The following is a 20069-nucleotide window of genomic DNA, read 5'->3' as shown; positions in this document are numbered from 1 at the left end:
GGCCAGGTCGGCTGGATCCTGACCGGCTTGTCGCCGAGGTCGGTCCGAAAACAAGACCTCGGCCGGGCACACGGAAGCACCGGTGACGCATCAGCGTCACCGGTGCTTCGCCGGCGGCACGTCAGCCGGCGCTGTACTCGACGGCGACGTCGAGGACCCAGGTGACGCCGAAACGGTCCTTGAGCATGCCGTAGAGCGGGGTCCAGCCGGCCGGGCCGAGGTCCTCGATGACGGTGGCGTCATCGGACAGGCCCTTCCAGTAGGCGGTGATCTCGTCGGCGTCCTTGCCGCGGACGGAGACGAAGAACGCCCGGTCGCCGGCGTTGGTGAACGCGACGAGGTGGCCGCCGAAGACGGACTGGTAGAACTCCAGCGCCGCGCGGGCGTTGTCCTGGAAGTTCAGCGCTATCTAGCGAAGAACCCCGGGCGTTCACGCCCGGGAGGAATCGCTTCCCTCTCCTCGACCGGACGCTGGTCCGGGCGCCTCTGATTCTCGATGTCCTCCTTGACGATCGACAGCCGAGCCTCGCCGCAGGAGGACGGGGACCAAAAGTGCCCGCCCCACAGGTACCGGCGGACATGCTCGCCGTACCCCTTGCGCAGCAGCCTGGCCGAGACGCCCTTGAGCGAGTTGACCTCCGGCCGACAGGGCGATCTCGGGTGGGTAGTGCACCAGCAGGTGGATGCGGTCGGACTCGCCGCCGACCTCGACCAGCCGTGCGTCGAAACCTTCGCACACCTCCGCCATGATCTCCTCGCATCGTGACGGCAGGCCGCTTCGGTGAACACCCCACGCCGATACCTTGGCGTGACGACCACATGCGCAGGCAGGGTGGACACCACGCTACGGCCTCGCCGGATCGGCTGATCTCCGGGTTCCGCTGCGGTGGATGCAGGCCACCCGATAGCGTGTTCGAGGTGAAACTGGTCGTGCAGATCAAGCTCCTGCCGACGCCCGAGCAGGCGGCGGCACTGGAGGCGACCCTGCACGCGGTCAACGCCGCCGCCACCACCGTCTCCCGCACCGCCTACGGCAAGAGCGTCTTCGGCAACTACGACCTGCGCCGCCACACCTACGGCGAACTGCGGGCCACCGGACTGTCGGCCCAGATCGCCCAGCACATCATCAAGAAGGTCGCCGACGCTTATGCCACCCTGCGCGGCCTGATCCGCACCGGACGGCTGACCGGCGCCCGGGCGCGCAAGGCCGAGAGCGAACCCATCACTTTTCGGCCCGACGCCGCCCAGCCGTACGACGACCGCTGCCTGTCCTGGCTGCACGAGCAACAGACCGTGTCGATCTGGACGGTGCACGGCCGCCTCAAGGACATCACGTTCACCGGCTCGGCCGACCAGCTCACCACCCTCGCCCGCTACCGCCACGGCGAGTCCGACCTGCTGCTGCGGGACGGGAAATGGTTCCTGATCGCCACCTGCGAGATGCCCGAAACCCCGCTGAACGCGAATCCGGCCGGGTGGATCGGCGTGGACCGCGGCATCGTCAACCTGGCGACCACCAGCGACGGGACCAACCACAGCGGCGACGGCCTGACCCGCTACCGGCGTCGCATGGCCCGCGTCCGGGCCGAACTCCAAGCCCGCGGGACGAAGTCGGCGCGGCGCAAGCTCAAGAAACGCGCCAAGCGGGAGACCCGGCACGCCACCCACACCAACCACAAGATCGCCAAAGAGATCGTGGCCGATGCGCAACGCACCGGACGCGGCATCGCCGTCGAAGAGCTGGCGGGGATCCGTGAGCGGGTACGGCTCTGGCCATCCCAGCGGGCCACGCTCTCCTCCTGGCCGTTCCACCAGCTGGGCGCCTTCCTCGCCTACAAGGCCCGCCGCGTCGGCGTGCCGTACACGCAGGTGGATCCGGCCTACACCTCGCAGATGTGTCCCGTCACCTGGTGCGGGTCGGTCGGGCGGGGCAACCGTCCCAGCCGGGACCTCTTCTCCTGCCGGTCGTGCGGGTTCGCTGGGCCCGCCGACCACATCGCCGCCCTCAACGTCGAACGACGAGCCGGGGTGGCGTGGGCGTTCGTCGACACGCCCAACGATCCCGCCGTGGAAAGCGGGGTCAGTGCGTCCCGTTCCTGCCATCCAGGCAGGCGCGAGAGGCGCAAGCCCAAGGCTGCTTCAGCCCTGGGTCGTTGACATGAACGGTGGTGGTGATACTCATGATGACTCCGTCGAATCAGGTTTTTTCGGTTGCAGGACCGAGAACACCGTACGGTCCCCATCGGCGTGATCATCTGTCATGGAGGGCGCCGTCCCACCGCTCTGCCCTGCCCGGCCTGGCGGTGCGCCGGTCGAGTGCCTGGATCCACTTGGCGGCGACCGCGGCGACCTGGACCAGCTCGGTCCTGAGCGCCTCGGGGTCGTCCTCGGCGAACGCCTCCAGCACCTCCTCGACGAGGATGTGCCGCCAGCTCAGCGTCCCGTCCGCGAACGCCGCCGAGGTCTCGTCCTTGGCCCGCTCCGCGGCGGCCGCGCCCTCCGGGCCGGTGCCGTCGGGGATGTCCTGGATCCCCCACATCGCGTCCTGCGCGACCCGTTCCGCCCCGATGTCGGCGAGCACCCGGGCCAGCGAGCCCGGCACCCCGAAGTCCCCGTCCGCCGCCACCGGACGCGCCGGGGCCTCTCCTGTTTCGTCCACGCCGAGGCACGCTACAGGATCCCGGACACCCGGAAGGGCGGCCGGGAGCGGACTCGTGGCCCGGTCCCGGCCGCCCCGGTCTCGCGGCTACGCGGTCACGCGGCCCGGGTCAGTATTCGACCTTGACGGTGGCGCCGTCGAAGCCGGCCACCGCGCGCAGGCTGATGTAGTGGTATCCGGCCGGCGGGTCGGTGACGGTGACGGTCTCGGTGTTGCCGGGGCCGGTCGAGCGCCTGGTGTAGGAGGAGGCGGTGGCCCAGGAGGCGGCGTTGTAGTACAGGTCGGCGTTGCCCGTGCCGCCCGAGGAGGTGATGGTCAGGGTGCGGACTCCCGCCGGGAGCGAGAGGTAGAGGTAGGCGTAGTTCCCCTCGGTCTCCGACAGGCCGCTGCGCCTGCAGTCGCGGTCCAGCTTCCTGGGATCGGCCGAGGCGCACTCCGGGACGGCCGAGACGGTGACCTGCTCGGTGGCGGTGGCACTCGCCCCGTCGTCGTCGGTGACGGTCAGCTTCACGGTGTAGGTCCCGGCGGAGCCGTAGGCGTGCGAGGGGGTGGCGGCGGTGGAGGTGGCGCCGTCGCCGAAGTCCCACCGGCGTGCGGCGACCGTGCCGTCGGGATCGGTGGAGGTGTCGGCGAACGTCGCGGTGAGGCCGTTCGAGGTGGCGGTGAAGGACGCCGACGGCGCCCGGTTGGAACCGCTGCCGCCGCCCGCGCAGCCGCCCGCGGCGCACTCGGCCAGCCAGGTCCGCCAGCCGGCGTCGTAGCGGCTGCCGATCGTGCCGGTCAGGAAGGACCGGGCGGAGTTCCACGCGCCGGACCGGTAGTGGCCGAGCACGGTGGCGACGTCGCCCGGGTGCTTGTCGAACATGTACCGGACCGCGAGGTAGCCCCAGCGGTAGATGCGGGTGGTGTCGTGGGAGTAGGTGGTGTCCCACAGGGTGCTGAGCGGGTAGGTCTGCCGGGCCGCCTCCGTGATCGCGGCGTCGTAGGCGAGCTTGCGGTAGCCGTAGGAGACGTACTCGGCGAAGCCCTCGATCCACCAGATGGTCGGCGTGGAGATCCCGGCGGTGAAGTCGCCGTGCATGGTGAACCGGCCGTCGAGGTAGTGCGTGTACTCGTGGTTGAGGTTCCAGATCGCGAAGGCGGGCCGCTCCCACTCGGCCTCGTAGGCGATGAAGCGCGGCTGGTTGCCCGCGGCGGACGGGTCCCCTTCCAGGTACATGCCGCCGTTGTCGGTGTCGATCCCGAACATCACGCCGGCGTAGGTCTGGTAGTCGGCGCTGGAGTCGAAGACGCAGACCTCGAGGGTGGTGTTGCGGTCGCCGTCGACCGGGCGCCCCCCGTCCCCGGCGACGCCGTGGAAGTAGGCGTCCTGACCGGCCAGGCTTGAGCAGGTCTCGGCGAGCTGCCCCGAGGTCATCTGCTGGGCGCGGATCCTGATGCTCGCACTGCAGGCGTGGGTGATCGGCAGGGCGGCGGCGGCCAGCCGCCGCTGCAGGTCGCAGGTGCCGTAGGAGGAGCATTCGGCCCTGTCGTACTGGTCGGTCATCTCGGCCGCCCCGACCCAGAGCGGCGCGGTCGCCCCGGTCATGCTGCTGCGCGAGAGCAGGCTCGCGACCAGCGGCCGGACCGCGGGGCGCAGCGCCGCGTGCTGGAGGAAGCGGCCGAGCTCGCGGCCGGCGTTGGAGGTGAGGTAGCCGCGGTCGGTGCCGAGCAGGCCGAGGTGGTCCAGGGCGAAGGAGCCGAGCGTGTTCAGGACGCCCGGATCCGACTGGACGGCGCTGACGAACGCCGGGACCTGGTGGCCGCGGAAGAGCACGGTGTAGACGTTGTTGACCGCGTTGAGCATCCACCAGTGCGCGTCGTAGGAGCTGTCGTAGCCGTTGAGCAGCCGCTCGACGACGTGGAGGTAGCGGTCGTTCTCCCCGGCGCTGTCGATCAGGGTGACCGCCTCGGCGAGGACCTCGCCGTTGGCGTCGCTGACCGTCCTGGAGCGGGAGTTGCCGAAGAAGGCGTCGAGCCCGGCCTCGATGGCGGTCTCCAGCGCCTGGCCGTAGGAGCCCACGGTGGCGGGGTGGTACCACTGGACGTAGTAGCCGGCGCGCAGGTACAGCACGAGCTGGGCGGTGCCGGCGCTGTTGTCTCCGGGGTAGGACGAGCCGCTGTCGCGCAGGGCGTAGGCGACGGTGGTCATCTGCGCCTCGCGGAAGGCGAGGCGGGCGTCGTCACCGGTCAGGTTGAACAGGGTGTTGACGCAGTCGGTGGCCGAGGACGTGATCTGCCGGACGAGGGCGCTCCCCGAGCGGCCGGTGAAGTCGGCCGGGTCGCAGGCCGCCATCGTGGCGGCCCTGTTCTTCGGTGACGACGGCCTCGGGTGCCGAGAGCTCCGGGCGGGCTCGTCGTAGTCGCGACGGAGCGCGTCCTGCGATGCGGGCAGCGGCGGGCGGTCGTGTACGGCCAGGCGGGACCTGCGGACGTGCTGCGGCTCGTCGTCGGCGGAGCTCACCTTGACCGGCGGCGGGTCACCGGCCGAACCGGTCCTGGCGGGCGGGTCCGCCGCCGCGCCCGCGGGGGCGGCGGTCAGCGGCTGAAGGAGCAGGCCGAGGGCGGCCAGCGAGGCCAGCAGCCGTCGTCGGAACGGTCTGGTTGTCAACTTTTACCTCCGGGGGGTATCCATCACTGGACGCGAGGCAGGACAGGGAACGGTCGAGAGGCGAATCCGGGGGGAACGCCGTTCGCAGCTTGCTCGCCGGACGCCGGACGCCGTCATAGAGCGCCGCATAATTCTTTGCGATGGACGGTCCACCCCGGGCTTCCGCTCGCGGCCCCTCGCGGAGGCGGCAGCCGTACGGCATCCGCCCGCAGCGCGGAAATTTGCCCATGCATACGGCTATGAGTTGTGATATGTCACATAATCCTGTTCATGGAGCTTGAGCTCAGGCATCTCCGCATGGTCTGCGCGATAGCGGAGACGGGCAGCATCACCCGGGCCGCGGCCCGGCTCGGCCTGTCCCAACCGGCCATGACCGCCCAGCTCCGCCGCGTCGAGGCCGTCGTCGGCGGGGAGCTGTTCGCCCGCGGCCGCTCCGGCGCGGAGCCCACCGCCCTCGGGCACCGGGTCGTCGCCCGCGCCCGGATCGTCCTGGCCGAGGCCGACACGCTCTTCGGCGATCTGCGCGCCCCCGCGCGCCCCTCCGAGGGCATCCGCCTGGGCTGCGTCCACCTGGCCTGCGTGGCGAGCGTCGTCGGCCGGGTGGGCGAGTCCCTGCCCGGCCGCACGGTCTCTCTGCGCATCGAACCGTCCGCCACGCTGCTGGCCGAGGCGCTCGCCCGCGGCCACCTCGACGCCGCGCTCCTGGGCATCATCGAAGGCTTCGACATCACGCTGACGGGACCGGTCGCCAGCCGGACCCTGATCCCCCGCCATCCGATCTTCGTCGCCCTGTCGGCGGAGCACCCTCTCGCCGGGCAGGAGGAGATCAGGCTGGCAGATCTGAAGGACGAGGCGTGGATCGGCCCGCCGGGCGCCGAGGACGGCTCACTCGCCGCGTTGCGGGCGTCGTGCCGGGCGGCCGGCTTCGAGCCCGACGTGCGCTACGACGCCCCCAGCGGCGCGGGCCATCCCCTGGTCGCGGCCGGGTACGGCGTACGCCTGGTCGACCCCACCTGGCCCGCGGCGGCCGGCACGGTCGTCCGCCCGCTGAGCGGGGAGCCCCAGACCGAACGGCTGGTCATGGCCTGGCGCCGGGACCGGCTGGGCACCGGGGACGCCGCCGCGGTCTACCGCGGCCTCGCCACCGCCTTCTCCGACCACGTGGCCGACAACCCGGCCTTCGCCCGCTGGTGGGAGGCCCACCCCGAGGTCCACCCGCTCCTGTGACACGCCCGCCCACCGGGGCACGCCGGGTACGCCGACGGGCGTGGGAGGCTGTGGGCACCGTCCGGCCGGGATCGCCGGGACCCGTCCCGGAAAAAATTCCGGAAGACGTGTCCATCGGACCGCGTCCCGTTCGTAGTAACGGCGTACGGCGATCCCGCCGCACGAGAACACGACAGGACACAGGAGCCGGACCATGAAGTACATGCTGCTGATCTACAGTGCCGGGACCGACGCGGCCGCGGCGGCCGACGCGCCCTCCTTCGAGGACTGGGCGGTCTACGACAAGGCCGTGCGGGACGCGGGGGTCTGGGTCTCCGGGGAGGCGCTGGCCGACCTGGTCACCGCCACGACCGTCCGGGTCGGCCCGGAGGGCGACCGGACCGTCACCGACGGGCCGTTCGCCGAGACCCGCGAGGTCCTGGGCGGCTACTACGTCATCGACGTGCCGGACCTCGACGTCGCCCTCGACTGGGCCGCCCGCTGCCCCGGCTCGCGCGGCGGCGGGGCGATCACGGTGCGGCCGGTCGCCGAGTTCGAGGCCTGATCCCGGTGGAGGAGCGGGCAGCCGGGAGCGCGACCCCCGCGGAGTCGACCGTGGAGGCGATGTTCCGCGAGGAGCGCGGACGGCTGCTCGCCTCCCTCGTCCGCCGCTTCGGCGACCTCGACCTGGCCGAGGAGGTCGCCTCCGAGGCGATCGAGGCGGCGCTGCTGCACTGGCCGGCCGAGGGCGTGCCGCCCAAGCCCGGGGCCTGGCTGATGACCACGGCACGGCGCAAAGCCGTCGACCGGCTCCGGCGGGACCGGGCCTACGCCGCCCGGCTCGCCGTCCTGCAGGTCGAGGCGGACCGGGCCGGCCCCGTCCCGCCCGCGGGCGCGGACGGCGACCTGCCCGACGAGCGGCTGCAGCTGTTCTTCACCTGCGCCCACCCGGCGCTGTCCGCCGAGGACCGCGGGGCGCTGACCCTGCGCTGCCTCGCCGGGCTGACCACGCCCGAGGTCGCGCGGGCCTTCCTCGTGCCGGTCGAGACGATGGCCAAGCGGATCGTGCGGGCGAAGAAGAAGATCCGCGAGGCCCGCATCCCGTTCCGCGTGCCCGGCGCGGACGAGCTGCCCGAGCGGCTGCCCGGGGTGCTCCAGGTCATCTACTCGATCTTCACCGAGGGGTACGCGGCCAGCGCGGGCCCGGATCTGCAGCGGATCGACCTCGCCGAGGAGGCCGTCCGCCTGGGGCGGATCCTGCGCCGGCTGATGCCCGCCGAGCGGGAGGCCGCGGGCCTGCTCGGCCTGATGCTGCTGGTCCACGCGCGGCGCGACGCCCGGATCGGCCCCGAAGGCGGGCTCGTGCTCCTCGACGACCAGGACCGCGGCCGCTGGGACCGTACGATGATCCAGGAGGGCGGCGACCTGGTACTCGCCGCGCTGACCGGCGGGCCGCCCGGCCCGTACGGGGTGCAGGCCGCGATCGCCGCCCTGCACGACGAGGCCGCGGACGTCGCGACCACCGACTGGCCGCAGATCGTGGCGCTCTACGACGTGCTGCTCGCTCTCGCGCCCTCCCCGGTCGTCGCGCTGAACCGGGCGGTGGCGGTGGCGATGCGCGACGGCCCGGAGGCGGGCCTGGCGCTGCTCGACGGGCTGTCCGGCGAACCGCGGCTACGCGGCCACCACCCGTACCCGGCGGCCCGGGCGGACCTGCTGAGCCGGCTCGGCCGCTTCCCCGAGGCCGCGGCGGCCTACCGGGAGGCGCTCGGCCTGGCCGGCACCGAACCCGAGCGCGCGTACCTGCGGCGCAGGCTGGATGCGGCCGAGGCATCCGGGACGGACGGCGCGGCGGGCGCCTGACGGGGCCTCCCCCGAAGGAGGCCCCGTCAGCCCGGGAACCGGATGAAGGACGGGGGGACGCGCTCCGCCAGCCACACGCCGTTGGCGCTCAGGCGGAACTCGTGCCCGGCCGCGCGCATCGCCCCGGCGTCGACCGCCAGCACGACCGGTTTCCCCCGGCGCGCCCCGACACGGGTGGCGGTCTCGCGGTCGGGCGAGAGGTGGACGTGGTGGCGGTTCATCGGCCGCAGCCCCTCGGCGCGGATCACGGCCAGGTTCCCGGCCACCGTGCCGTGGTAGAGGAAGGCGGGCGGCTCGGCCACCGGCAGATCGAGGTCCACCTCCACCGAGTGCCCCTGGCTGGCCCGGATCCTGCCGTCCTCGATCGCGTAGCGCCGCTTGTCGTTGCCCGCCACGACCTGCTCCAGCTCCGCCCGCGAGATCGGGAACCCGTGCGCCGCCGCGGCCGCCAGCAGCGTGCCGACCTCCACCCAGCCGCGCTCGTCCAGCTCGATCCCGATCCGCTCGGGCTGGTGCCGCAGGTGCTTGGCCAGATACTTGGAGATCTTCACCAGCCGCCGCTCGTCCAGCATGTCCGCCCCGGCGGCCTCCGCCGCACCGCGCGAGCCTTCTCCGGTCACCTCTCACCATCCCATCCGTCAGGAAGCAGATAGGTCCAGCCTTCCCGCCAGGCGAACGGCGCGTCCACGAGTTTTTCCAACGCCTGCCCGCCGAGCAGGTGGTCCAGCGCCCACCGGTTGGCCGAGTGCGCGATCACCAGCACCCGGGCGCCGCCCCAGCCCTCGGCGAGATCACGCAGGAAACCACGGGTCTGCCCGACCACCTGACGGTAGCTCTGCCCGCCCGGCCACGGCTCGTCGATGTGCCGGGACCTCTCGGCGGCGAGGCGTTCGACGGGCATGCCGTTCAGCTCGCCGTAGTCGCACTCGCGCAGCCGTACGTCCCTGTGGATCGGGAACCCGCGGCCGGCGAAGGCGATCTCCGCGGTCTGTACGGCGCGGCGCAGGTCGGAGGTGAAGACCGCGGCCGGCCCGTCGTCCCGGCGGCGCTCGCCGAGCTCCCGGGCCAGCTCCCGGCCGCGCGGCGAGAGCTCGCCGGGCAGCCACCCGGTCGCGATCCCGGCCTCGTTGTCGGTCGTGATCGAGTGCGTCTCGTAGACGATCGTGACGGCCATCTCCACCCTTCCCTAAGGTCATCCGGGACCATCGGAGCCCGGCGGGCCGCGCGGGTCAAGCCGGTTGCGCGCCGGGCGGAATGTGTGAGTCCAGGCGGCACCGGCCCGTGGTGACCGGCCAGATCATGACGCGACCGACTCGGCGAGCGCGCGGGCCAGGTTGGCGGCGGCCTCGGGGGCGTAGCGCAGGAACAGGTACGGCTCGGTCAGCTCGACCTCGATGAGGGCGGGGCTGCCGTCGGGGAGCCGGACCAGGTCCACGCGGGCGTAGAGCAGCCCGGGGAACTCGGCCAGGACCTTCTCGGCGAGGGCGACCTGGTCGGGGTCGGGGGTGCGGAGCTCCGCGCGGGCGTTGTCGGCGTCGGGCGCGGCGGCGCCCCCCGCCAGCATCGGGTTGCGCCGTACGGCGTGGCTGAGCCTGCCGCCGAAGTAGAGCAGCGAGGTCTCCCCCTCGGTCTCGACCATGTCCAAATACGGCTGGACCATCGCGGTACGGCCCTCGGCCGCCAGCCGGGCCGCGTGCGCCTCGGCCTCGGCCCGGTCGGTGGTCCTGATCGTGTCGCGGGCCCCGGCCGAGATCGCGGGCTTGACCACGTACTCGGTGAGGACCGGCAGGTCGGCGGCCTGTCCCGGCTCGACCCAGGAGGTGGGGATGATGGGCGCGGCCAGGTCCCGCAGGTAGGTCTTGTCGGTGTTGCGCTCCAGCACGGCGGCGGGGTTGGCCAGCCGGGTCACGGCCTCGACCCGGTGCGCCCAGGCGAGGAACTCCTCCCGGCGGGCCACGTAGTCCCAGACCGAGCGGACCACGACCACATCGAAGGCGGCCCAGTCGACGCCGGGGTTGTCCCAGCGCACGACCCGCCCGGAGATCCCCGCCTCGGCCCAGGCGGCGAGCGCGATCTCCTTCTCGTCGTCGAACCCGTCCGGGTCCTCGTAGGTCACGTACGCCGCGGAGATGCTCATCAAGACGCCCCAATATCAGAATCTAAACAACATTGGGGACATTACACATCAGTGGCGATGATCCGCTCCGGAGGTTTCCGCGATCCGAGACGGCCCGCAGCAGGTCCCGGGCCCCGGCCCGGAGACGCGGCCCGGGAACACGGCCCGGGGACGCGGCCCGGGGACGCGGACTGAAGGCACTGCCCGGGAACAGAACCGGGGACACGGACCACGTGAGAGCCCGTGCGCGGGAAGGCCGGACCACGGGGCTCACGCGCCGTAGACCGGCTCCGGAGCGGGCGCGCCGGCGAGCAGCTCGGCGACCGCCCCGCCGATCTCGGCCGGCTGCCAGCGGGCCTCCCGCTCGGCGCGCGGTCCGTGCCGCCAGCCCTCGGCCAGCGAGATGACCCCGCCCTCCACCTCGAACACCCGCCCGGTGACGTGCGCGGACTCCGCCGACCCCAGCCACGCCACCAGCGGCGCCACGTTGGCCGGGTCCATCGCGTCGAAGCCGCTCTCCGGCCGCGCCATCGTCTGCGCGAAGACCTCCTCGGTCATCCGGGTGCGGGCGGCCGGGGCGATGGCGTTCACGGTCACGCCGTACCGGCCCAGCTCGGCGGCGGCCACCAGCGTGAGCCCCGCGATACCCGCCTTGGCGGCGGCGTAGTTGCCCTGCCCGACGCTGCCGAGCAGCCCGGCCCCCGAAGAGGTGTTGATCACCCGCGCGTCCACCGGCGCGCCCGCCTTCGACCGCTCCCGCCAGTGCGCCGCGGCGTGCCGCAACGGCAGGAAGTGGCCCTTGAGGTGGACGCGGATCACCTCGTCCCACTCGTGCTCGGTCATCGAGACCAGCATGCGGTCCCGGACGAACCCGGCGTTGTTGACCAGCACGTCCAGCCGGCCGAAGGCGCTCAGCGCCATCTTGACCAGCCGCGCGGCGCCGTCCCAGTCCGCGATGTCGTCGCTGTTGGCCACCGCCTGACCGCCCAGGGCCTGGATCTCCCCGACCACGTCCAGCGCGGGCCCGCCGGAGCGCCCGCTCCCGTCCGGGCCGGTGCCGAGGTCGTTGACCACGACCTTCGCCCCCTGACGGGCGAACTCCAGGGCGTGCTCCCTGCCGATGCCGCGCCCGGCCCCGGTCACGATCACCACGCGCCCGTCACAGATCCCGCTCACGCAAAGGTCCTTTCGCCGTGATCATCCAGAGTTTTCCGGGAGTTCACCGCCCTGTCCAGAGGTGGGCGCACCCGCTGTGCCAGATGCGGGTTCACCCGCTGTGTCCGGATGCGGGTTCACCCGCTGTGTCCGGATGCGGGTTCACCCGCCGGGCCCAGAGGCGATCTCCCGCCAGGCCGGGATCTCGCCGCCGCCGTGCAGGAGGATCTCGGCCCCGGTGACGTAGCCGGGGGCGGCCAGCCACAGGCACGCGGCGGCCACGTCCGCAGGAGAGGCCATCCGCCCGGCCGGGATCGCCGCACCCATCCGCCGGACGCCCTCCGGCCCGCCGTAGTGGCCGGCCGCGGCCTCGGTCTCGGCGAGGCCGACGACCACCGTGTTGACCCGGACCCGCGGAGCCCACTCCGCGGCCAGGCAGGCGGCGAGGTGGTGCAGGCCCGCCTTGGCCGCGCCGTAGGCGGAGGTGCCGGGCGAGGGCCGCGTGCCGCTGGAACTCCCGATCATGATGACCGATCCGGTGGCGCCCGCCGGCTCCGCCCCGGCCGCGGCCGCCGGGCCGCTCGCGGCGAGGAGCGGGTAGGCCCGCTGGGCGACCAGCAGCGGCGCGGTGAGGTTGAGCTCGACGATCCTGGCGTGCAGCCGGGCCGAGGTCCCGGCCACCGGAGCGTACGGCGAGCCGCCGGCGTTGTTGACCACGACGTCGAGCCGGCCGTACCGGTCCTCGATCTCCCCGACCAGCCGGTCCACGTCCGCCGGGTCCCGCACGTCGGCCGTCACGAGGCGCCCGGGGACGGCGGCCCCCGGGTCCTTGCGGGCGCACACGACCACCTCGGCCCCGGCGTCCAGGAACGCCCCGGCGATCCCGGCGCCGATCCCGCGGGTGCCGCCGGTCACCAGCACCACCGAGCCGGTGTGGTCGTAGGAGACCCGCATGCCGCCCTCGCCCTCCTCGCCGGTTCGCCGCACGCCACCATACCAAGCAAGCGTTAGGTAAAACAGAGGGGCGAGGACGCCCTTTACGAAGTAATGTCAGCCCGTTCCGGCGGTGGAGCCGCCCGGCGCGAGGGTCAGGCCTGGAGCTCTCCCGCGAGGAGCTCGGCCGCGGCCTGGCCGCAGACCCGGGCGGAGCCGTGCGTGGCGAGGTGGACGGCGCCGAGGTCGGAGCGGCCGGGCAGCCCCATCTCGACCACGACGGCGTCCGGGCGGGCGGCCAGCAGGTGGCCGAGGGCGTCCGCCTGCCAGGCGTGCCGGTGGGCGTCGCGGACCACCGCGACCAGGGGCCGGCCCGCGGCGGAGGCCAGGACGGCCTCGATCGCGCTCCCGGTGGCGGTCGAGGCCTCCAGGCGGGTCACCGTGGTGCCGGGCAGGAGCTTGCCGAGCGGCTCGCCGACCCCCCAGGGGGTGCCCTTGTCGATGGCGAGGTTCATCTCCGGGGCGAGCTCGACCACGTGCGGCGGGGCGGGCAGCGGGAGGACCGCGGCGGCGGAGCGGCGGGTGACCCTCAGGGCGCGCCGGGCGGCGGCCAGGCCGACCGGGACGTCGCCGGGGCGGCCCGGGACCGCCGGGGGCGCCTCGGCCGAGGCGCTCCAGGCGGCGAGCCCGGCGACCCTGCGGGCCGCGTCGGCCAGCCGCTCCTCCGGGAGCCGCCCTTCGGTCACGGCGTCCGCTATGGCGTCGCGGACCGCGAGCGCGGTCTGCTCGTCGGCGTTCTCGCCGCCCACGCAGACGGCGTCGGCGCCGCCGGCGACGGCCAGGGCGGAGGCCCCGCCGATGCCGTACGGGCCGGAGACGGCCGCCATCTCGATGCCGTCGGTGACGATGACGCCCTCGAAGCCCATCTCCACCCGGAGCAGGTCGTACAGGATCCGGCCGCTGAGCGTGGCGGGCAGCTCCGCGTCGTGGGCGGGGACGAGCAGGTGACCGGTCATGACCATGCGCACACCCGCATCGACCGCCGCCCGGAAGGGACGCAGCGCCACCTCGTGGAGCTCACCGGCGGTGGCGGCGACCAGCGGAAGCCCGTGGTGGGAGTCCACCGCGGTGTCGCCGTGGCCGGGGAAGTGCTTGGCGCAGGCGGCCACGCCGGCGGACTGCAGGCCCCTGATCCAGGCCGCGGTGTGCCGGGCGACGAGCCCGGGGTCCGCGCCGAAGGAGCGCAGGCCGATGACCGGGTTGTCGGGGTTGGAGTTCACGTCGGCCGAGGGGGCGAAGTCGAGGGTGACGCCCGCCCTGGCGAGGTCGCGGCCGAGATCCCTGGCGATCTCCTCGGTGAGCCCGGCGTCGTCCACGACACCGAGCGCGTAGCTGCCGGGCCGGGTGCTCCCGGTGGCGGCCTCCAGGCGGGTGACCTCTCCGGACTCCTCGTCGATGCCCACCAGGACCGCGGGGTTCTCCGCGCGGAGCGCCGCCGTCAGCTCGGCCACCTGGGACGGCGAGGCGATGTTCCGGGAGAAGAGGACCACGCCGGCCAGCCCGTCCGCCAGCCGCCCGCGGAGCCAGTCCGGCGGAGTCTTCCCCACGAATCCCGGAAGAACGACCGAGTCGGCCAGCCGGAGCAGCTCAGGGCTGCGCTTCATGCATCCTCCTCGCCAGGCGGACCGGCGGCATGGCCTGCCGGACGCGTACGGACGGCCCGTGGTCTCAAGACCCCCGAGAAAGCGCTCTCAGGGGCTTGCGCGCAAATCTAATAGGAAAGTTTCCTAATTGCTATAGGGCTGACCATGGGTCTTCCATCGCGTTGCCACGCTTGAGTGACGGCGGAGGCGGGTGGAGCGGGAGCGGGGACTCAGACGGCGTCGGGGACGAGACGGTCGTCGCGGACGGCGAAACCCGCCGCCGTCCGCACCGGCGAACCCGGCCGGTCGACGAAGTCGACGGCGCGGTAGGCGGCGTGGAAGCCGTCCACCCCCGCCGTGCAGACCACGTAGCCCCGGCGGCCGTCGAAGAACCTCAGATGCGGATTGGCCGCGAGGACCGCGGCGGAGTCGGTGGCCGGAGGCATGCTGGTCACCGAGGAGCCGACGAACTCCACCCCCGCCGGAGGCGACGCGGGGTCGGCGAAGTCGGCGCGCAGCTCCCCCGCCCAGGCGTTGTGCACGTCCCCGGAGACCACGACCAGGCCCCGGACGCCCGCGCCCGTGACGCGCCGCCGGAACTCCGGGTAGCCGTCCCAGGCGTCCGCCCGCAGGTTGGGCGGCGGGCCCGGGACGAACCTCCGGGAGAAGAACAGCGGCTGCACCAGCACCTTCCACCGCGCCGCCGACCCGGCCAGGCGGGCCAGCAGCCACTCCTCCTGCGCGCCGCCGAGCATGCTGGCCGCGGTCCGGTGCTGGCGGACGTCCAGGACCAGGAAGTCCGCGGCCCGGCCGTACGGCCTCCACCGGTGCATCTGCAGCCCGGACGCCGAGGGCCGCACCCGCAGCGGCAGGTGCTCGTAGTAGGCCTGGTAGGCGGCGGCCCGCCGGCGCCTGAACGCGGCCGGGTCGGAGCCGTCGCCGGGCAGCGCGCCCCGGTAGTTGTCGCGGACCTCGTGGTCGTCCCAGGTGGCGATCCAGGGCGCGGCCCGGTGCGCGGCCTGGAGGTCCGGGTCGGTCCGGTAGCGGGCGTACCGGTTGCGGTACTGCTGCAGGGTCCGGCACTCCTCCTCGGGCGCCTCCAGCCGGCGGACGTAGCGCCCCGGACCGGGGGCGGCGGGCCTGCCGTACTCGTAGACGTAGTCGCCGAGCTGGAGGACCGCGTCCGGCCGCTCGTCCGCCAGGTGCCGCAGCGCGGTGAAGTGCCCGTGCTCGTAGCGCTGGCAGGAGACGAAGGCGAACCGCACCGGCGTCACGGCGCCGGCGGCCGGGGCGGTCCTGGTCCGGCCGGCCGGGCTGGTCGTGGCCGCGAACGGCGCGCCGACCGAGAAGCGGTAGAAGTAGTCGCTGCCCGGGTTCAGCCCGTCGACCCTGACATGCACGCTGTGCGCCCAGCGCCGGTCGGCCCGGGCGGTGCCCTGCCGCACGATCCGGCGGAACCCCTCGTCCTCGGCGACCTGCCAGCCGACCGGCACGATCCGGTCCGGCATCCCGCCCGGCCTGGCGGGGTCCCGGCCGAGCGGCTCGGGGGCGAGCCTGGTCCAGATCACCACCCCGTCGGGAAGCGGCTCCCCCGACGCGACGCCCAGCGTGAAGGGGTAGCCGAGGTTCGCCATAGCACGATCGTGTCGTACGGCATGCCGTCATGCCGGTGATTTCTCAGAGTATTTCGGTAATGCCCCATCGTTCCGCCCACCGCAGGGGCTGGAGCCGGGGGAACAGGCGCCCGACCGGAAGCGGCGGGAGGAACGGGTCGGCGCGTTCACGTGAACAAGCGATTGCGCAAGGGCTCATAATGGGGGGGTGAACACGCGAAAGAACTCCGGCGGCGCCGCCACCACCCCGGTCAAGCGCCAGGGCGCGGCGAAGCGTGCGACCGCGCCCGGCTCCGCCTCGGAGCGCCGTGACCACCTCGTCAAGCTCGCCGCCGAGATCTTCGCCCGCAAGGGCTTCCAGGCGACCACCGTCCGCGAGATCGCGGCGGAGGCGGGCATCCTCTCCGGGAGCCTCTACCACCACTTCGACTCCAAGGAGACGATCGTCGACGAGGTGCTCACCACCTTCCTCGACGACCTCGTCGGCCGCTACCGGGCCGCCCTGGAGCGGGACGGGGACCCCCGCGCGATTCTCTCAGAGATGGTGCGGATCGGCTTCAGCACCCTGGAGCCGCACCGCGCGGCGATCACCGTCATGCAGAACGACTGGAACTACCTGCGCTCCCTGCCCGGCGACCGGTTCGACTACCTCGTCAGGGCCGAGGACGAGGTCGAGCGCATGTGGGTCGAGCAGATCAAGCGCGGCCAGGCCGCCGGGCAGTTCCGCGCCGACGTGGACCCCAAGCTCACCTACCGCATGATCCGCGACACCATCTGGGTCGCCGTCCGCTGGTTCCGCCCCGGCGGCCGCCTCAACACCGCCGGCCTCGCCGACCACTACGTCACCGTCCTGTTCGACGGCCTGGCCACCGGAGAGCGGACGAGCCAGCAGGCCTGACCGCCGCGGCCTCCCGGCCGGGAGGCCGCGGCCGACCCCCCGAACGGCGAGCGCGGCGGCCGGCGAGCAGCGGCCGTCCGCGCGGTGGAAGAGGAGTGGCGTGTGAGCCCGGAGACGCTGCAGAAGGCCGTACGGCTGGCGCTCGCCGAGGCCGCCGACCCCGCCAAGGCTCCGGCCATGCAGGCCTACATGAAGTCGGCCATGCCGTTCCTGGGCGTGCAGGCCGTCCCGCGCCGCGCGGCGCTGCGGAAGGTCTTCGCCGAGCACCCGATCGAGAGTGCGCCCGAGTGGCGCAGGGCCGTGCTCGCCCTCTGGCGCGAGGCGGAGTACCGCGAGGAGCGCTACGCGGCGATCGCCCTCACCGGATCTCCGCGCCACTGGGGCCAGACGCTCTACACCCTCCCGATCTACGAGGAGATGGTCGTCTCCGGCGCCTGGTGGGACCTCGTGGACGAGGTGGCCGTCCAGCGGGTCGGGCCCCTGCTGAAGGCGTTCCCCGACACCATGCGCCCCCTGATGCTCGAGTGGGCGCACAGCGACGACCTCTGGAAGCGCCGCACCTCGATCATCTGCCAGAACAAGTTCAAGGCCGCCACCGACACCGGCCTGCTCTACGCCTGCATCGAGCCCAGCCTGTCCGACACCGACTTCTTCGCCCGCAAGGCGATCGGCTGGGCCCTGCGCGAGTACGCCAGGACCAACCCCCGAGAGGTCGTGCGCTACGTCGCCCACAAGGGGATCAGCGGCCTGAGCCGCCGCGAGGCCCTGAAGAACATCCCGGCCGGCTGAGCGGATCCCGCGGGCTTCCCGCCGTGCCCGGCCCGCCTCCCCCGGTGCCCGGCCCGTCGGCGGTTCCCTTCCCGGGGCTCCTGCCTGCCCGCGCGGGCGTGGCGTGCCGGGGCCGCCACGCCACATCACACCACCGTCCCGCCATGTGGCCGTACCGCCCACCCCGATGGATCTCTTAGGGAAGCCTGCCCTAATATCTTTTAGGAAAGGCTTACCTAACCATAGGAGTGTCATGAGGATCTCGATCGGCCGTCGCTGGGCCGCCGCCGTCGCCGCGGCCACAGCCGTGCTGGCCCTGACGGCCTGCGGCTCGGGAGCGGAGGACGCCGGGGCGAAGAGCGGGGGCGAGACCCCGGCGGCCGGCCGGACCAGGAGCGTCCAGCACGAGGCGGGCACCACGGAGGTGCCGGTCGCGCCCAAGCGCATCGTCTCGGTGAGCGTGACCCTCACCGGCCACCTGCTCGCCCTGGAGGCCCCGCTGATCGCCTCGCAGGCCACTCCGCCCAGCCCGATCACCGACGGCAACGGCTTCTTCTCGCAGTGGGCCGACGTCGCCGAGCAGCGCGGCGTCCAGGTGGTCTACCAGGGCTTCGAGGCCGACGTCGAGAAGGTCATCGCGGCCAAGCCCGACCTCATCATCGGCTCCGCCTCCGGCGCGGACAGCACGCTCAAGGTCTACGACCGGCTCAAGGCCGTCGCGCCGACCGTGCTCTTCCGCCACGACGACCTGTCCTGGCAGGAGCTCATGACCAAGCTGGGCGGCGCGCTCGGCCTGGAGGAGAACGCCAAGAAGGTCCTCACCGCCTACGACCAGCGCGTGGCCGAGGCGAAGGGCAAGATCGGCACGCCCGAGCACGAGGCCGTGCTGCTGCGCGACAACAACACCGACATCCCCGTCTTCACCGATGCGTCCGCCCAGGGAGCGCTGCTCGGCTCCCTCGGCTTCACGCTCCACCCGATCGACGCGTCCTACGCCGCCGCGGACAACCGTGAGGGCGGCGCGCGCAAGGACATCGTGAGCGTCTCCCAGGAGAACGTCGTCAAGGCCTTCGGCGACAGCTCGGTCTTCTTCGTCAGCCACAGCGCCGACGAGATCGCCGCCACCCAGGCCAAGCCCCTCTGGAAGGACCTCGCCGCGGTCTCCGGCAAGCGGGTCTACGACCTGGGCCTCGACTCCTTCCGCATCGACTACTACAGCGCCTCCAACATCATCGACCGCATCGAGCAGCAGTTCGCCTCCTGATGCGGAACGTCCCTCCCCAGATTCCCTGCCCGTGCCCTCCCGAGGTCCTCGCCGGCCGGCGCGTCGCCGCGCTGGCCGCGGACCTGCGGGCGGGGCGGGCCGGGGCGCTGGAGTCGTTCTGGGCGGAGGCGGCCGCGCGGGGCACGCCCCTGGTCGAGGAGATCCCCGGCGACCCCGGCCACCGCGCCGTCACGTTCCTGTGGCGCGGTGACGCGGAGGACGTGCTCGTCATGGCCAACAAGATCACCGATCCGGGCGTGCTCGGCGCGAGCCTGATGGAACGGCTCGACGGCACCGACGTCTGGCACCGCACCTACCGGCTCAGGTCGGGCTGGCGCGGCTCCTACCGGCTCGCCCCGCGCCCCGCCGGCACCGCCTCCCAGCCGATCGGCGGCGAGGCGGCCCGGCGGCGGGACGCGATGATCACCGCCGGGTCCCCCGCGCCGCGCGCGGCGATCGAGCGCTGGTGCCTGGGACTGGCCCAGGCGGTCGCCGACCCGTTCAACCCCCGGACCGTCGGCGGGCATTCGGTCGCCGAGCTGCCGGACGCGCCGCCGCAGCGGTGGCTCGCCCCCCGGGCGCGCGCGGGCGGGCCGGACCGCCGCACGGTCGGCGGCCGGACCGTGTGGCGCCTCCGGCCGGACCGCCCGCCGGAGGGCACCCTCGTCCTGCTGGACGGCGAGTGCTGGCTCGACGACCTGCCGGTCCTCCTCGGCAACCTGACCGAGGCGGGCGCCGTGCCGCCGTTGACCGCGCTGCTGGTCCAGGCGGGCCCTCCTGCGGCCAGAATCCGCGATTTGACCTGCGACGACGCCTTCACGGCCTTCCTCGCCGACGAGCTGCCGTCCGGAGGGCACCCGCCGGCCCGGACCGTCGTCGCGGGGCAGAGCCTCGGCGGACTGACCGCGCTGTACTCCGCCCACCGCCGTCCCGACCGGTTCGGGTCCGCCGTCTCGCAGTCCGGCTCGTTCTGGTGGCCCAACGACCCGGGCGGCCCCGATGACCGCGACGGCCCCGGCGGCGAGTGGCTCACCGCCGAACTGGCCGCGGCGGGCCGCGTCCCGGCCCGCGCCTACGTCGAGGTCGGCACCTACGAGTGGGCGCTGCTCGGCCCGACCCGGCGGCTGCGCGACGTGCTGCGCGCGGGGGGCTGCGAACTGACCTACCGGGAGTACGACGGCGGGCACGACCACGCCTGCTGGCGCGGCTCGCTCGCCGACGGCCTGATCGCCGCCCTCTCCTGACGCCGGTCCGCAGGTGCGCGCCGATCCCCGTCCCCGGCGCACGCCGGGGACGCGCCG

At 73.4% G+C, this 20069-nt stretch carries 18 protein-coding genes and 1 pseudogene; 9 read left to right on the top strand and 10 right to left on the bottom strand.

The features are described 5' to 3' along the window. Positions 1-82 precede the first annotated feature (82 nt). Positions 83-490 carry a hypothetical protein gene (locus FHS22_RS39775; RefSeq protein WP_425567356.1) on the top strand — a complete coding sequence of 136 codons (408 nt, stop codon included), beginning with the start codon at positions 83-85 and terminating at the stop codon, positions 488-490. On the opposite strand, the pseudogene tnpA reads toward FHS22_RS39775, so the two are convergent. Then, a pseudogene (tnpA, locus tag FHS22_RS24425) lies at positions 478-861 on the bottom strand (IS200/IS605 family transposase); the annotation flags it as partial. The gene FHS22_RS39775 and the pseudogene tnpA overlap by 13 nt on opposite strands. A 57-nt stretch (positions 862-918) precedes the next feature. On the opposite strand from tnpA, the gene FHS22_RS24420 reads away from it, so the two are divergent. After that, entirely contained in the window at positions 919-2157 is a 1239-nt protein-coding gene (locus FHS22_RS24420) for an RNA-guided endonuclease InsQ/TnpB family protein (RefSeq protein ID WP_338047917.1), read from the top strand. Positions 2158-2251: 94 nt separating this feature from the next. Here FHS22_RS24420 and FHS22_RS24415 read toward each other — a convergent pair whose 3' ends face one another. Beyond that, positions 2252-2659, bottom strand: a complete 408-nt coding sequence (locus FHS22_RS24415; RefSeq protein ID WP_221474040.1) for a hypothetical protein — start codon at positions 2657-2659, stop codon at positions 2252-2254. A 109-nt stretch (positions 2660-2768) separates the two neighbouring features. Beyond that, entirely contained in the window at positions 2769-5309 is a 2541-nt protein-coding gene (locus FHS22_RS24410; protein WP_260408231.1) for a collagenase, read from the bottom strand. Positions 5310-5579: 270 nt separating this feature from the next. On the opposite strand from FHS22_RS24410, the gene FHS22_RS24405 reads away from it, so the two are divergent. From FHS22_RS24405 to FHS22_RS24395, 3 genes are all read left to right on the top strand, one after another. Continuing rightward, positions 5580-6536: a LysR family transcriptional regulator gene (locus FHS22_RS24405; RefSeq protein WP_184945209.1), complete on the top strand. Its 957-nt coding sequence runs from the start codon at positions 5580-5582 to the stop codon at positions 6534-6536. Positions 6537-6729: 193 nt separating this feature from the next. Continuing rightward, entirely contained in the window at positions 6730-7080 is a 351-nt protein-coding gene (locus tag FHS22_RS24400; protein WP_184945207.1) for a YciI family protein, read from the top strand. Between the two features lie 5 nt (positions 7081-7085). After that, positions 7086-8378 (top strand): RNA polymerase sigma factor, encoded by a 1293-nt coding sequence (locus tag FHS22_RS24395; protein WP_338047916.1) that lies wholly within the window; start codon positions 7086-7088, stop codon positions 8376-8378. A 26-nt stretch (positions 8379-8404) separates the two neighbouring features. Here the strand turns inward: FHS22_RS24395 and FHS22_RS24390 are convergent, their stop codons facing one another. The 7 genes from FHS22_RS24390 to FHS22_RS24360 all read right to left on the bottom strand — a co-directional run bounded on the left by FHS22_RS24390 (position 8405) and on the right by FHS22_RS24360 (position 15859). Further along, positions 8405-8998 carry an RNA 2'-phosphotransferase gene (locus FHS22_RS24390; protein WP_425567340.1) on the bottom strand — a complete coding sequence of 198 codons (594 nt, stop codon included), beginning with the start codon at positions 8996-8998 and terminating at the stop codon, positions 8405-8407. Beyond that, complete coding sequence (locus FHS22_RS24385; protein ID WP_184945205.1) at positions 8995-9552, bottom strand: histidine phosphatase family protein; 558 nt, start codon at positions 9550-9552, stop codon at positions 8995-8997. The genes FHS22_RS24390 and FHS22_RS24385 overlap by 4 nt, the downstream gene beginning before the upstream one ends. A gap of 123 nt (positions 9553-9675) precedes the next feature. Next, complete coding sequence (locus tag FHS22_RS24380) at positions 9676-10515, bottom strand: ATP-grasp domain-containing protein (protein ID WP_184945204.1); 840 nt, start codon at positions 10513-10515, stop codon at positions 9676-9678. A 249-nt stretch (positions 10516-10764) separates the two neighbouring features. Further along, the gene (locus FHS22_RS24375; RefSeq protein ID WP_184945203.1) at positions 10765-11670 is read right to left on the bottom strand and encodes an SDR family oxidoreductase; all 906 of its coding nucleotides are present in this window, start codon (positions 11668-11670) and stop codon (positions 10765-10767) included. Between the two features lie 141 nt (positions 11671-11811). After that, positions 11812-12636: an SDR family oxidoreductase gene (locus FHS22_RS24370; protein WP_377295781.1), complete on the bottom strand. Its 825-nt coding sequence runs from the start codon at positions 12634-12636 to the stop codon at positions 11812-11814. Between the two features lie 101 nt (positions 12637-12737). Next, the gene (locus FHS22_RS24365) at positions 12738-14246 is read right to left on the bottom strand and encodes a glycoside hydrolase family 3 protein (RefSeq protein WP_184945202.1); all 1509 of its coding nucleotides are present in this window, start codon (positions 14244-14246) and stop codon (positions 12738-12740) included. 209 nt (positions 14247-14455) lie between these two features. Next, positions 14456-15859, bottom strand: a complete 1404-nt coding sequence (locus tag FHS22_RS24360) for an alkaline phosphatase D family protein (RefSeq protein ID WP_184945201.1) — start codon at positions 15857-15859, stop codon at positions 14456-14458. Between the two features lie 187 nt (positions 15860-16046). Between FHS22_RS24360 and FHS22_RS24355 the strand changes: the two genes are divergently transcribed. The 4 genes from FHS22_RS24355 (at position 16047) to fes (ending at position 20012) form a co-directional block, all read left to right on the top strand. Beyond that, positions 16047-16736 (top strand): TetR/AcrR family transcriptional regulator, encoded by a 690-nt coding sequence (locus FHS22_RS24355; RefSeq protein WP_184945200.1) that lies wholly within the window; start codon positions 16047-16049, stop codon positions 16734-16736. 102 nt (positions 16737-16838) lie between these two features. After that, positions 16839-17525: a DNA alkylation repair protein gene (locus FHS22_RS24350; protein WP_184945199.1), complete on the top strand. Its 687-nt coding sequence runs from the start codon at positions 16839-16841 to the stop codon at positions 17523-17525. Positions 17526-17757: 232 nt separating this feature from the next. After that, complete coding sequence (gene fepB, locus FHS22_RS24345; RefSeq protein WP_184945197.1) at positions 17758-18768, top strand: Fe2+-enterobactin ABC transporter substrate-binding protein; 1011 nt, start codon at positions 17758-17760, stop codon at positions 18766-18768. Continuing rightward, positions 18768-20012 carry an enterochelin esterase gene (fes, locus tag FHS22_RS24340; RefSeq protein ID WP_184945195.1) on the top strand — a complete coding sequence of 415 codons (1245 nt, stop codon included), beginning with the start codon at positions 18768-18770 and terminating at the stop codon, positions 20010-20012. The genes fepB and fes overlap by 1 nt, the downstream gene beginning before the upstream one ends. Positions 20013-20069: the final 57 nt, after the last annotated feature.

It is taken from the genome of Thiemannella venezuelensis, from assembly GCF_014203605.1.
GTDB classification, from domain to species: Bacteria; Actinomycetota; Actinomycetes; order Streptosporangiales; family Streptosporangiaceae; genus Planomonospora_A; species Planomonospora_A venezuelensis.
The sequence above is the reverse complement of the archived record's forward strand: the minus strand, read 5'-3'. Positions and strand labels throughout refer to the sequence as shown.